We start from the raw sequence: 12,615 nt of genomic DNA, 5'->3' as shown, positions 1-12,615 counted from the left end.
TCACTGTCCTTCCCGGTCGGATACGACCGAAGCGTATCGATTCCCACCCGTCCGGCCGCCCACGGCGGCCCGACCGCTTGTGCCGCTTTCGCCGTCCACCGCGGCATGGCCGCCGGTGGACCCGAAGCCCCCTTCGGCCCGCGCCGAGTCGGGAAGCTCCGCGACCTCCTGGAAGCGGACCCTCTCGACCTGCTGGACGACCAGTTGGGCAATCCGGTCGAAGCGCTCGAACCGCACGGGCTCGCGCGGATCGAGATTCACCACGATCACCTTGATCTCCCCACGGTACCCGGCATCAACCGTCCCCGGGGCATTCACGAGGGCGACACCGCAGCGGGCGGCGAGGCCGGAGCGGGGATGCACGAAGGCCGCGTACCCCTCGGGCAGCGCGACAGACACTCCGGTGGGCAGCACGGCCCGCTCCCCGGGGGCGAGTTCGCAGGCGGCGGTGGTGCGCAGATCGGCCCCCGCGTCGCCGGGATGCGCGTGCGTCGGAAGGGGTACGTCGGGGTCGACGCGCCGGATCAGCACGTCCACCGGGTCGCGGCTCACGGGTTCACCTCGAAGGCGCGGGTCCGCCGGATCTGGTCCGGGTCGCTCATCGCGGCCTGGATCTCCTGCTCGCGGCCGTGGCTGACGAAGTGGTCGACCTTGACCTCGATGAAAAGCGCGTCGGCGCGGACGGCGACCGGCCCGTCTGGGCCGCCGATCCGGCCGGTGGCGGTCGAGTAGATCTTCCGCCCGGCCACCGCGGTGACCTCGGCCTCCAGATACAGGGTGGTGCCGACCGGCACCGGGCGCACGAAGTCGGTCTCCAGCCGGCCGGTCACCGCGATGGTCCGCAGCAGCCAGTTCAGCGAGCCGAGCGTCTCGTCGAGCGCGGTCGCGAGCACCCCGCCGTGGGCCAGTCCGGGCGCTCCCTGGTGGGCGCTCTGCACGGTGAACTCGGCGGTGATGCAGACGCCCTCACCGGCCCGGGCCTGCAGGTGCAGGCCGTGCGGCTGCTCCCCGCCGCACCCGAAGCACTGCTCGTAGTGCGCGCCGAGGAGTTCACCGGGGGCGGGGGCGTCGGGGTGCCGCACGGGTTTCACGGCATCGGACGGGGGCTGAAGAGCTGCGGAACTACCACTCACAGCCGCAGACCTTACCCGCGCCTCGGCCCGGTCCCGACACCGTGCCAAGCTTGGCTCATGCAGCCCTCCGCCCCGCCGTACGAAGAACGTCTCACCGCGCCCCGCTCCTGGTGGCTGATGAGCTTCCTGATCGGTGTCTCCTGCGCTCTGATCATGCTTCCCTTCGGCATCCTGCCGACGCTCGGCGGGCTGGTGGGGGGCACCGCCGCGGCAGCGGTCGTGGTGAGCGCGTACGGCGCCCCGCGCATCCGGGTCGTGGGCGGGACGCTGGTCGCGGGCGAGGCGAAGATCCCGGTGACGGCCCTCGGCGAGGCCGAGGTGCTGGACGCGGAGGAGGCGCGCGCCTGGCGCACCTACAGGGCCGACACCCGCGCCTTCCTGCTGCTGCGCGCCTACATCCCCGGGGCGCTGCGCGTGGAGGTCACCGACCCGGAGGACCCGACGCCCTACCTGTACCTGTCGACCCGGAACCCGCAGGGCCTCGCCGAGGCCCTGGAGGCGGCCCGGGCGGCCACGACGCCAGGAACCGCGTAGAAGGCCCCCGCGGCACCTTGCGCCGCATCCTGTACGGGCGCCTCGTGCGGGGCTCGGCACGCCCCCGCGCGGGGGCCGGCACCGTGTACGCCCGCGGCGGCGTACGCCCGTGGAGCCGTGGGTCCGTGGAGCCGGCGTCCGAGGCGCCGGGCACGTCCGCTCCGGCCCCGCGCGGCGCCGGAGCCACGGGAGCCGTGGGCACCGGTCCGGTGGAGGTCCGTCGGGCCGCCGACGGCGGACAGAGAGTCTCCCGCGGCACCCTCGACTCGACGGCGAGGCCTACGCGGGACCCGTGCTCGATCCGTCAGTGCCCGATCTCCCTGCGGACGTCGCCCGGGATGTCGTCGATCGCCACCGCGTCGGCGGGGGTCTCCAGGGGCGGCAGCGCGGGCAGCGCGTGCCAGGGGACCTGGACGCGGCGGAGGTCGGCGCGGATCCGCCCGGCGAGCCTGCGGGTCTCCCGGCGGTTGAGGAGGGCACCGGCGGCGGCCCCGACCATGAACGGCATCAGGTTCGGCAGGTCACGCACCGTGCGCTTCATGATCTGGTGTCTGAGCCGGCGCCGCAGGTGGCCGCCGAAGGCCGAGTCGAACGTCGACGGCCTGGTCACGTCGATGCCGCGCTCCCCCGACCAGGAGGACAGATACGCGGCGCTGCGGGCCCTGAGATCTCCGGGCGGCCGCACTCCGTACACCTCGTGGAGCTCCGCGATCAGCTTGAGCTCGATCGCCGCCACGCCGGTGATCTCGGCGGCGAGCTCCGTCGGCATCGCGGGCGGCACGGGCAGCATCGCCGCCGCTCCGACCCCGGCTCCGACCGCGGAGGTGGCCTTGGCCGCGCCCGCGACCAGCCTGTCCGCGATCTGCTCGGGCCCCAGGCCCGGGAACTGCCGGCGGAGGGTGGCGAGGTCCCGTACGGGGATCCGCGGGGCGATGTCGATGATCCGGTCGGCGAGGTAGGCCAGTCCCGCCCTGGCGCGGCTGCCGCCCCTGCGGGCGCCGTCGCGCGCCACTCGTGCGGCTCTGCCGCCCAGCCTCGCGACCTTCGCCCCGGCTCCCGGCTCCGGCCGGGTGGGAGGTTTCTCCGTCCGGGCACCGGGCCCGGGACCTGTCTCGGGCCCGGTGGGGTCACCGCGCCCGGACAGCGATGCGAGCGAGGCCGATCCGGTCGGTCCGGCCGGGCCGGACGCATCGGATGAGCCTCGCTCGTCGTCACGCACGCCGTGGGGGCCGTCGGACGGCCCCGGGTCCGCTCCCCCGCGAGGGGGACGGCGCTTCCAGGGAGGGGTCGAGCCGGTCACGGCCGACCCCGCCTCAGTCGCAGTCGCGGCAGATCGGCTGGCCGTTCTTCTCGCGGGCCAGCTGGCTGCGGTGGTGCACCAGGAAGCAGCTCATGCAGGTGAACTCGTCCTGCTGCTTGGGCAGGACCCGGACGGCCAGCTCCTCATTGGAGAGGTCGGCGCCGGGAAGCTCCAGGCCTTCTGCGGCCTCGAACTCGTCCACGTCGACGGCCGAGGTCGACTTGTCGTTCCGCCTGGCCTTCAGCTCTTCAAGGCTGTCCGAGTCGACGTCGTCGTCGGTCTTGCGTGGAGTGTCGTAATCGGTTGCCATGTCGCTCTCCCCCTCTGGGTGTCTGCGGTGTCTCCAGCGCACGTAACGCGTGAGAGGCCGGACTTGTGCCCGACCTGAGGCGGAGATTTTGCCTCACATCAAGGTCTGTTACTCAATCGACACCCAACCGGCCCCCTCAAGAGTGATCGGCTTGGATGGCGAACGGGACCGTACACGGTCCGGATGCCGCACTTCAAAGCGGTCCCACCGTGTACTTCCCGTGATCAGTACACCTGAAAACCAGGATTTTTCCGGCTTTCCGACCTGATTCATGATCACGGAGAGTGGGTGGCCGGAAAAATGTGCATGTGACCGATCACACACCGGGAGGCTCCGACGGGCCCTTGCGGATTCCGCGCGCAGCGAACAACCCGGTGTTCGCACCTATGATCTCAGACGGGCAATGTGACGCGCATCACGAGTCCGCCCCCTTCCCGAGGCTGTGCCGAGATGTGCCCGCCGTGCGCCCGCGCCACGGAGCGGGCGATCGACAGTCCGAGGCCCACGCCCTTGTCACTGCCCGTGCGCTCGGTGCGCAGCCGCCGGAAGGGCTCGAAGAGGTTGTCGATCTCGTAGGCCGGGACGACGGGGCCGGTGTTGGCGACCACCAGGACCGCCTGGCCGTGCTGGACGTCGGTCGTGACCTCCACCCAGCCCCCCTCGGGCACGTTGTACCGGACGGCGTTCTGCACCAGGTTCAGCGCGATCCGCTCCAGCAGGACGCCGTTGCCCTGGACGACCGCCGGCTTGCGCTCGCCGCGGATCTCGACGCCCTTGGCCTCGGCCTCGCCGTGCACCTGGTCGACGGCCTGCGAGGCGACCTCCGCGAGGTCCACCGGCTTGCGCTCGACGATCTGGTTCTCGCTGCGGGCGAGCAGCAGCAGGCCCTCCACGAGCTGTTCGCTGCGCTCGTTGGTGGCCAGCAGCGTCTTGCCGAGCTGCTGCAGCTCCACCGGCGCGTTCGGATCCGACAGGTGCACCTCCAGCAGCGTGCGGTTGATCGCGAGCGGGGTGCGCAGCTCGTGCGAGGCGTTGCCCACGAAGCGCTGCTGGGCGGTGAAGGCCCGCTGGAGACGCTCCAGCATCTCGTCGAAGGTGTCGGCCAGCTCCTTCAGCTCGTCGTCCGGGCCGTCCAGCTCGATCCGCCGGGACAGGTCCGAGCCGGCCACCGCGCGGGCGGTGCGGGTGATCCGGCCCAGCGGGGACAGCACCCGGCCGGCCATCGCGTAGCCGAAGGCGAAGGCGATGACGGCGAGGCCGAGCAGGGCCAGCAGCGAGCGGCTGAGCAGGCTGTCCAGGGCGTGCTGGCGCTGCTCGTTCACGCACTCGTTCATCGCGTGGTTGAGCTGCGTCGCGGTGGTCTGGGTCGGGAAGTTGCAGACGTCGCTGGTGACCTGGCCGGAGATGATCTTGAACGGCAGCTCGCTGCCCACGTTCAGCGCGTTCGCGGCGAGCAGGTAGATGATCGACAGCAGCAGGATGCCGGCGATCAGGAACATGCCGCCGTAGAGCAGGGTGAGCCGTATCCGGATGGTCGGGCGCAGCCACGGGAAGGGCGGCTCCGGCCTCCGGGGGTCCCAGGTGGGTTTCGGCGGCGCCTGGGGCGGCGCGGGGGTGGAGGCCACGGCGGATCAGATCCGGTACCCGGAGCCGGGCACGGTGACGATCACCGGGGGCTCGCCGAGCTTGCGGCGCAGGGTCATCACGGTGACCCGTACGACATTGGTGAACGGGTCCGTGTTCTCGTCCCACGCCTTCTCCAGCAGCTGCTCCGCCGAGACGACCGCGCCCTCGCTGCGCATGAGGACCTCCAGGACGGCGAACTCCTTCGGCGCGAGCTGGACCTCCTTGCCGTCGCGGAAGACCTCGCGGCGATTGGGGTCGAGCTTGATGCCGGCGCGCTCCAGGACGGGCGGCAGGGGCACGCTGGTGCGCCGGCCGAGGGCACGCACCCGTGCCGTCAGCTCGCTGAACGCGAAGGGCTTGGGGAGGTAGTCGTCGGCGCCGATCTCCAGGCCCTCGACCCGGTCGCTGACGTCACCGGACGCGGTGAGCATCAGCACGCGCGTGGGCATGCCGAGCTCCACGATCTTGCGGCAGACGTCGTCGCCGTGCACGAGGGGGAGGTCGCGGTCGAGGACGACCACGTCGTAGTCGTTGACGCCGATGCGCTCCAGGGCGGCCGCGCCGTCGTACACGACGTCGACGGCCATGGCCTCCCGGCGCAGTCCGGTGGCCACCGCATCGGCGAGCAGTTGCTCGTCCTCGACGACGAGTACGCGCACGTCCCTTGTCCTTCCTGATGTCCACCCGCGTAGCGCCGCTCGGGCACACGCGGGCAGGGGGTCCTCACGGGTGTGTGCCTCCATCCTGCCCTTTTCGGTCATAAGTCGGCTGTAAGCCGGGGGAACGGCCGGCGAGGGGGAGGCGTGGGGCGGATGAGACCCGGATGAAGGTCCGGGAATGCCGAATAATTCCGCGCGGTTGAGGTTTCCGCGGGAGGGAGGCTGGGGAGGACGGCTTTACACCCCGCGATCACGCTCTGCATGTGCCGTACCACCTGCGGTACATCATGATCCGCTTTCCGGCGGAGTGGGCGTGGGTGTCCGGCGCCGTCGCCGCCCAGCCGGGCAGCGCTGGGCATCCACTGGAGACGTGATCGCCCCTTTCGAACGGCACACCCCCGTGCCACCGACCCACGACCCAGGACGAGGGGGCGCAGCATGGACGCATTCACCGCAGGACTTCTGCAGCGCATAAAGGCGACCGAGTCCGACCTGACGCGGGCTCGCGACGAAGGCGACGACTTCCTCGTCGACGTCGAACTGGCCGAGCTCGACGACCTGCGCCGCCTCGCCGCCGAACACGGTGTGGAAGTCGGCGTGTCCGCCGTCTGATCAGCGTGCGCGAAGCGGGGCCCCGGCGAATCCAGCGCCGGGGCCCCGCTTCGCTGCCGTGTGCGGTCGTGCCGCGCTGCCCGCGGTCGTGCCGAGCCGTCTCCGGTCGTGCCGAACCGTCTCCGGTCGTGCCGAACCGTCTCGTGCAGTGCGAGCGGTCTCCCGGTCAGTCGTGCCAGGCGCCGAGGTCCTCCAGGAGGCGCTGGAGGGGCTCGAAGACGCCCGGGGAGCCCGCGACCGTGAGGTCGCGCGAGGCGCGCTCTCCGGGGCGGCCACCGGTCAGGGCGCCCGCCTCCCGGGCGATCAGGTCGCCCGCGGCGTAGTCCCAGGCGTTCAGGCCCCGCTCGTAGTAGCCGTCGAGGCGGCCCGCGGCCACGTCGCACAGGTCGACCGCGGCCGAGCCGCTGCGCCGGATGTCCCGCAGCCGCGGGATGAGCCGCCGGGCGACGTCGGCCTGGTGCGTGCGCACCTCGGTGACGTAGTTGAAGCCGGTGGAGACCAGGGCCTGGTCGAGCGGCGGCGCGGCGCGGCAGGCCAGCTTGCGCTGGCCCGCCCAGGCGCCGGTGGCCCAGGCCCCGCGGCCGCGCGCCGCGAGGAACGACTCCCCGCGCATCGGGACGGCCACCACGCCGACGAGGGTCTCGCCGTCCTGCTCGGCCGCGATGGACACCGCCCAGGTCGGCAGTCCGTACAGGTAGTTCACCGTGCCGTCGAGCGGGTCGACGACCCAGCGGATCCCGCTGGTGCCCTCGGTGGCGGCGCCCTCCTCCCCGAGGAAGCCGTCGTCGGGGCGGCGGTCCGAGATCAGGCCGGTGATCAGCTTCTCGGCCGCGATGTCCATCTCGGTGACGACGTCGATCGGGCTCGACTTGGTGGCGGCCACCGCGAGGTCGGCCGGACGGCCGTCCCGCAGCAGCTCCCCGGCGCGGCGCGCGGCCTCCCGCGCGAGTTCCAGCAGTTCGGTGGTCAGGGCGTCGATCACGGGGCTCCTCAGGCGTGGGGGCTGTCGGCGCCCGCGGCGGCGGGGCGGGGCGCGCGGGCCGGGCAGCAGCCGACCGGGCAGATGTCGTGGCTCGGGCCGAGGGCGCCGAGGGCGCACGGCGTGACCCGCTGTCCGCGCTCGACGGCGGCGCGCTCCAGGATCAGGTCGCGGACGGCGGCGGCGAACCGCGGGTCGGCACCGACGGTGGCCGAGCGGCGCACCGGCAGGCCCAGCTCCCCGGCCTTGGCCGTGGCCTCCGTGTCCAGGTCGTAGAGGACCTCCATGTGGTCGGAGACGAAGCCGATGGGCGCCATCACCAGGGCGGGGACCCCGGCGGCGTGCCGCTCCTCGAGGTGGTCGCAGATGTCCGGCTCCAGCCACGGGATGTGGGGGGCGCCGGAGCGCGACTGGTAGACGAGCTGCCAGGGGTGGTCGACGCCGGTGCGCTCGCGGACGGCGTCGGCGACCAGCTTCGCCACGTCCAGGTGCTGCCGGACGTAGGCCCCGCCGTCGCCGTGCCCCTCGACCGGGCCGGAGGTGTCCGCGGCGGAGGTCGGGATCGAGTGGGTGGTGAAGGCGATGTGCGCGCCGTCGCGGACGTCCTCGGGCAGGGCGGCCAGGGACTCGATCACCCCGTCGACCATGGGCTCGAGGAAGCCGGGGTGGTTGAAGTAGTGCCGCAGCTTGTCGACCCGCGGGAGGTCCAGGCCCTCGCCCTCGAGGGCGGCGAGCGAGTCGGCGAGGTTCTCGCGGTACTGGCGGCAGCCCGAGTACGAGGCGTAGGCGCTGGTGGCCAGGACCAGGATGCGGCGGTGGCCGTCCCGGACCATCTCGCGCAGGGTGTCCGTCAGGTACGGCGCCCAGTTGCGGTTGCCCCAGTAGACCGGCAGGTCCAGGCCGTGGTCGGCGAAGTCCTCGCGGAGCGCCCGGAGCAGGGCGCGGTTCTGCTCGTTGATCGGGCTGACCCCGCCGAAGAGGAAGTAGTGCTGTCCGACTTCCTTCAGGCGTTCCTTGGGGATGCCGCGCCCGCGTGTCACGTTCTCCAGGAACGGGACCACGTCGTCCGGGCCTTCGGGGCCGCCGAAGGAGAGCAGGAGCAGGGCGTCGTACGGGGTGGCATCGAGCGCGTCTGGCATGTCTCGATCCTGCCACCCGGCACGGACAGCCGGAAAACGGCGGGGTGTCGCGTCCGGGGCCGGACGGTTCTGCGGCGCGGCGGCCGGGAGGTTCTGCGGCGCGGCGGCCGGGAGGTTCTGCGGCGCCGCGCCCGGGCGGGGCGCCGCAGATCGCCGGGCACCGGGCATATGAGCGACGGCCGTGAGTATGATCCGCCTTCTACTGGTCGCAAGCCTGCCGTTTCTGGCTGTGGCGCTGTTCGCCGGCTCAGCGGGCCGGCTCCGGTTCGGGGAGGCTTCGTTGGGCAGCACGACGAGCGCGAAGAACGGCACGTGGCGCAACTGGGGCGGCAACGTCAGCGCGCGCCCCGCCCGGGAGGTCGCGCCGGCCTCGGTGGAGGAGCTGGCCGCGGCCGTGCGGAAGGCCGCCGAGGACGGGCTGAAGGTGAAGGCGGTCGGTACGGGGCACTCCTTCACGAGCATCGCCGCGACGGACGGTGTCCTGGTCCGCCCTCACCTGTTGACCGGTATACGCAACATTGATCGCGACGCCATGACGGTCACGGTCGAGGCGGGCACCCCGCTCAAGAGACTCAATGTGGCACTCGCCCGCGAGGGTCTCTCGCTCACCAACATGGGCGACATCATGGAGCAGACGGTGTCCGGGGCGACCAGCACCGGCACCCACGGGACCGGCCGCGAGTCCGCCTCCATCGCCGCCCAGATCAAGGGGCTGGAGCTGGTCACCGCGGACGGTTCGGTCCTCACCTGCTCCGAGAAGGAGAACCCGGAGGTGTTCGCGGCCGCCCGGATCGGCCTGGGCGCCCTGGGGGTCGTCACCGCCATCACCTTCGCGGTGGAGCCCGTCTTCCTGCTCACGGCCCGCGAGGAGCCGATGCCCCTGGACCGGGTGCTCGCCGAGTTCGACCAACTGTGGTCGGAGAACGAGCACTTCGAGTTCTACTGGTTCCCGCACACCGGCACCACCACCACCAAGCGCAACAACCGCAGCGCGGGCCCGGAGCAGCCGGTGGGGCGGCTGGCCGGCTGGTTCGAGGACGAGTTCCTCTCCAACGGGGTCTTCCAGGCGGCCAACTGGGTCGGCCGCGCGGTGCCGGCCGGCATCCCCGCGCTCGCCCGGATCTCCAGCCGGGCGCTGTCCGCGCGGACGTACACCGACATCCCGTACAAGGTCTTCACCTCGCCCCGCCGGGTGCGGTTCGTGGAGATGGAGTACGCCGTCCCGCGCGACGCCCTGACCGACACCCTGCGCGAGCTCAAGAGGATGATCGACCGCTCCGACCTGAGGGTGAGCTTCCCGGTGGAGGTGCGCACCGCCCCCGCCGACGACATCACGCTCTCCACCGCCGCGGGCCGGGACAGCGCGTACGTCGCGGTCCACATGTTCCGGGGCACGCCGTACCAGAGGTACTTCACCGCCGCCGAGCACATCTTCACCGCGCACGAGGGCCGGCCGCACTGGGGCAAGGTGCACACCCGGGACGCCGCGTACCTCTCCGGGGTGTATCCCGGCTTCGGCGAGTTCACGGCGCTGCGCGACCGCCTGGACCCGGAACGGCGCTTCCAGAACGACTACTTGCGGAGGGTGCTGGGCGCGTAGCCGAGCCGCGGGACGCCAGGTCCGCGGCGCCAAGGCCCGTACAACGGCACCGAATTGGAGAAAAGCGGACGAAACCGTTAGTTCCGTTTCCGTCGATTACGTGAAGTACGCCACGTTCATGATCGATAAAAGCGGGCAGGGGCCGTCAAGTCCCGTTCCTTGCCAGAAGTTGGACGGCGCGCCAATCCACGCACGTGGTCCGAATGGAGTACTGTGCAGAGCCCTGGGGCCCGGACTCCCTCCGGGACGTCCGGGGCCTTGCTGGACCGCCGGGAGGGGGCTGGTTGCACAGGGTGACGCAGTTGGTCACTGAGCGTTGTGAACAGGTAACCGTGCCATAACGGCGATCCAGGGCCCGTGCCCGACACGCCGGGCAACTCGGCAAGGTTGTGGCAGGCTGCACCCGGGCAGGCCACACTCGACAAGCGGAAGCAGCGACGCACGTGACGTCGGCAGGCACCACCCGGGAGGTCCCCATGCCCGAACTGCGTGTCGTGGCCGTCTCGAATGACGGCACACGGCTGGTGCTGAAGGCTGCGGACAGCACGGAGTACACGCTTCCGATCGACGAACGGCTCCGTGCCGCCGTGCGTGGCGACCGTCCCCGCCTCGGCCAGATCGAGATCGAGGTGGAGAGCCATCTCCGCCCCCGTGACATCCAGGCGCGGATACGAGCCGGCGCGACCGCGGAAGAGGTCGCCCAACTCGCCGGCATCACCGTCGATCGCGTACGGCGTTTCGAGGGTCCCGTCCTGGCCGAGCGCGCCTTCATGGCCGAGCGGGCCCGGAAGACCCCGGTGCGCCGTCCCGGCGAGAACTCCGGTCCGCTGCTCGGCGAGGCCGTCCAGGAACGGCTGCTGCTGCGCGGCGCCGACAAGGACACCGTCCAGTGGGACTCCTGGCGCCGCGACGACGGCACCTGGGAAGTCCTGCTGGTGTACCGGGTCGCGGGCGAACCGCACTCGGCGAGCTGGACGTACGACCCGCCGCGGCGGCTCGTCCAGGCGGTCGACGACGAGGCGCGGTCCCTGATCGGCGAGTCCGACGACCTCGGCGCCCCGGAGCCCAGCTTCCCGTTCGTGCCGCGCATCGCACGGCTGCCGCGCGAGCGCTCCTTCGACCGCGACCGGCCGAGCCTGCCCGCGCAGGCTCCCGAGCCGGCGGAGGAGAGCACGGGCGAGCGGAACGAGCGAGGCGAGCGCGACTCGCTGACGAGCCTGCTGGAAGCGGTGCCGAGCTTCCGGGGCGATCTGGTGGTGCCCGAGCGCGCGCCGGAGCCGGTGGAGGAACCCCCGACGGAACCGGAGGCGGAGGAGCCTCCGGCGCCCGCGGCCTCGGCCGGTGCGGGCTCCGCCTACGCGGACGTCCTCATGCCGCGCTCCGTCGGCAGCCACCGCGACCGGCTCATCGGCGCCACCGACCGTCAGGCCGAGGCGGACGGCGTCCGCCCCGGGCGCCGCGCCGCGGTCCCGAGCTGGGACGAGATCGTGTTCGGGACGCGCCGGAAGAAGCAGGAGTAGCGGCAGGACCCTGCCGTACGGAGGGCCGCGCCTGTCCGGGCGGCCCTCCGTCCGGGTGCGCGGACCGGCTCGCTGCCGGTCCGCGCACCCGGCCGCTCACTGCGGGTCCGGCCCCACCGCGACCGGCCGCGACGGGTCCGCCGACCACTCCGACCACGACCCGACATACAGGGCCGCGGGAATCCCCGCGACGGCGAGGGCCAGGACCTCGTGTGCCGCGGAGACACCGGAGCCGCAGTAGACGCCGACCTCCCCGCCGTCGCCCGCGCCCAACGCCTTGAAGCGCGCCCGGAGTTCCTCCGCGGGCAGGAAGCGGCCGTCCGCCGCCACGTTCTCGGTGGTGGGCGCCGACACCGCCCCCGGAATGTGGCCTCCCACCCGGTCGATCGGCTCCACCTCGCCGCGGTACCGCTCCCCCGCCCGCGCGTCGAACAGCACCCCCGACCGCGCCAACGCCGCGGCCCCGTCGGCGTCCAGCAGGGGCAGCGCACCGGGCCGCGGCACGAAGTCGCCCGCCGCGGGCTCGGGCACCGCCGTCTCCAGCGGCCCCTGCCACGCCGTCAACCCGCCGTCCAGGACCCTCACGTCCGGGTGACCCGTCCAGCGCAGCAGCCACCACGCGCGGGCCGCCGCCCAGCCCTGGCCCCCGTCGTACACGACGACGGGCCGGGTGGCGGAGACGCCCGCACGGCGCATCGCGGCGCCGAACTCCTCCGTGTCGGGCAGTGGGTGCCGGCCCCCCGTCCCGCCGGGCGGCGAGGCCAGTTCACGGTCCAGGTCGACGTAGACGGCGCCGGGGAGGTGCCCGGTCCCGTACTCGAAGCGCCCGTCGAAGGCCGGCTCGCCGGCCGTCCTGGCCAGGGTCAGCTGCCAGCGCACGTCGAGCAGGACCGGCGGGTTCGGGCCGGCGAGGGCGCTCGCGAGGCCGGATGCGGAGATGATGGCGTTCATGGTCGCCATCCTTGCGCACGGGGTGGCCGCCGCGTCCAGGTCGGGCTAATCTGCCCGCCGGGCAGGTCCGATCACCCGGTGTACGGGATCGGCCACATCCTGTACAGCCGATCGACATCCGTAGGCAAGCGCACGGACACGGGCAGGAAGCCGCACAGGGCATCCTCCGGGCGGGGAACCGCCCCGGGGACGCGCCCCGAACGCGCCCGCGACGGGTGGTACGAGCATCGGCTCGGGGTCCGGAGAGCGGAA

13 protein-coding genes are annotated in these 12,615 nt (G+C 72.6%); 4 read left to right on the top strand and 9 right to left on the bottom strand.

Annotation, left to right across the window (positions count from 1 at the left end):
* Positions 1–552: a dUTP diphosphatase gene (dut, locus tag ACIPM1_RS24805; protein WP_402438183.1), complete on the bottom strand. Its 552-nt coding sequence runs from the start codon at positions 550–552 to the stop codon at positions 1–3.
* A complete protein-coding gene (locus ACIPM1_RS24800) occupies positions 549–1,133 on the bottom strand; it encodes a PaaI family thioesterase (protein WP_402438180.1) in 585 nt (194 codons plus the stop codon). Before ACIPM1_RS24800 ends, dut begins: the two co-directional genes overlap by 4 nt.
* 57 nt (positions 1,134–1,190) lie before the next feature.
* Between ACIPM1_RS24800 and ACIPM1_RS24795 the strand changes: the two genes are divergently transcribed.
* The gene (locus ACIPM1_RS24795) at positions 1,191–1,667 is read left to right on the top strand and encodes a DUF3093 domain-containing protein (RefSeq protein WP_402438177.1); all 477 of its coding nucleotides are present in this window, start codon (positions 1,191–1,193) and stop codon (positions 1,665–1,667) included.
* Positions 1,668–1,971: 304 nt separating this feature from the next.
* On the opposite strand, the gene ACIPM1_RS24790 is transcribed toward ACIPM1_RS24795, so the two are convergent.
* The 4 genes from ACIPM1_RS24790 to ACIPM1_RS24775 all read right to left on the bottom strand — a co-directional run bounded on the left by ACIPM1_RS24790 (position 1,972) and on the right by ACIPM1_RS24775 (position 5,562).
* Positions 1,972–2,967 carry a hypothetical protein gene (locus ACIPM1_RS24790; RefSeq protein WP_402438174.1) on the bottom strand — a complete coding sequence of 332 codons (996 nt, stop codon included), beginning with the start codon at positions 2,965–2,967 and terminating at the stop codon, positions 1,972–1,974.
* A 13-nt stretch (positions 2,968–2,980) separates the two neighbouring features.
* Positions 2,981–3,277, bottom strand: coding sequence for a DUF4193 domain-containing protein (locus tag ACIPM1_RS24785; RefSeq protein ID WP_005481602.1), 297 nt, complete (start codon positions 3,275–3,277; stop codon positions 2,981–2,983).
* A gap of 392 nt (positions 3,278–3,669) precedes the next feature.
* Positions 3,670–4,902, bottom strand: a complete 1,233-nt coding sequence (locus ACIPM1_RS24780; protein WP_402438171.1) for a sensor histidine kinase — start codon at positions 4,900–4,902, stop codon at positions 3,670–3,672.
* A 6-nt stretch (positions 4,903–4,908) separates the two neighbouring features.
* The gene (locus ACIPM1_RS24775) at positions 4,909–5,562 is read right to left on the bottom strand and encodes a response regulator transcription factor (RefSeq protein ID WP_007385219.1); all 654 of its coding nucleotides are present in this window, start codon (positions 5,560–5,562) and stop codon (positions 4,909–4,911) included.
* Between the two features lie 438 nt (positions 5,563–6,000).
* Between ACIPM1_RS24775 and ACIPM1_RS24770 the strand changes: the two genes are divergently transcribed.
* Positions 6,001–6,174, top strand: coding sequence for a hypothetical protein (locus ACIPM1_RS24770; protein WP_356188208.1), 174 nt, complete (start codon positions 6,001–6,003; stop codon positions 6,172–6,174).
* A 166-nt stretch (positions 6,175–6,340) separates the two neighbouring features.
* On the opposite strand, the gene ACIPM1_RS24765 is transcribed toward ACIPM1_RS24770, so the two are convergent.
* Complete coding sequence (locus ACIPM1_RS24765; protein WP_402438166.1) at positions 6,341–7,156, bottom strand: inositol monophosphatase family protein; 816 nt, start codon at positions 7,154–7,156, stop codon at positions 6,341–6,343.
* An 8-nt stretch (positions 7,157–7,164) separates the two neighbouring features.
* The gene (locus tag ACIPM1_RS24760) at positions 7,165–8,292 is read right to left on the bottom strand and encodes a ferrochelatase (RefSeq protein WP_402438163.1); all 1,128 of its coding nucleotides are present in this window, start codon (positions 8,290–8,292) and stop codon (positions 7,165–7,167) included.
* A 280-nt stretch (positions 8,293–8,572) separates the two neighbouring features.
* Between ACIPM1_RS24760 and ACIPM1_RS24755 the strand changes: the two genes are divergently transcribed.
* Positions 8,573–9,892: a D-arabinono-1,4-lactone oxidase gene (locus ACIPM1_RS24755; RefSeq protein ID WP_402438160.1), complete on the top strand. Its 1,320-nt coding sequence runs from the start codon at positions 8,573–8,575 to the stop codon at positions 9,890–9,892.
* 476 nt (positions 9,893–10,368) lie between these two features.
* The gene (sepH, locus tag ACIPM1_RS24750) at positions 10,369–11,412 is read left to right on the top strand and encodes a septation protein SepH (RefSeq protein WP_402438157.1); all 1,044 of its coding nucleotides are present in this window, start codon (positions 10,369–10,371) and stop codon (positions 11,410–11,412) included.
* A 96-nt stretch (positions 11,413–11,508) separates the two neighbouring features.
* On the opposite strand, the gene ACIPM1_RS24745 is transcribed toward sepH, so the two are convergent.
* On the bottom strand, positions 11,509–12,363 hold the full coding sequence (locus ACIPM1_RS24745; protein WP_402438154.1) for a sulfurtransferase: 855 nt from the start codon (positions 12,361–12,363) through the stop codon (positions 11,509–11,511).
* Positions 12,364–12,615 lie beyond the last annotated feature (252 nt).

Origin of the sequence: Streptomyces sp. NPDC086766 (assembly GCF_044746005.1) — a bacterium.
In the GTDB taxonomy this organism is placed as follows: Bacteria; Actinomycetota; Actinomycetes; order Streptomycetales; family Streptomycetaceae; genus Streptomyces.
Note: the sequence above shows the minus strand (reverse complement) of the source record. Positions and strands in the feature narration are given on the sequence as shown.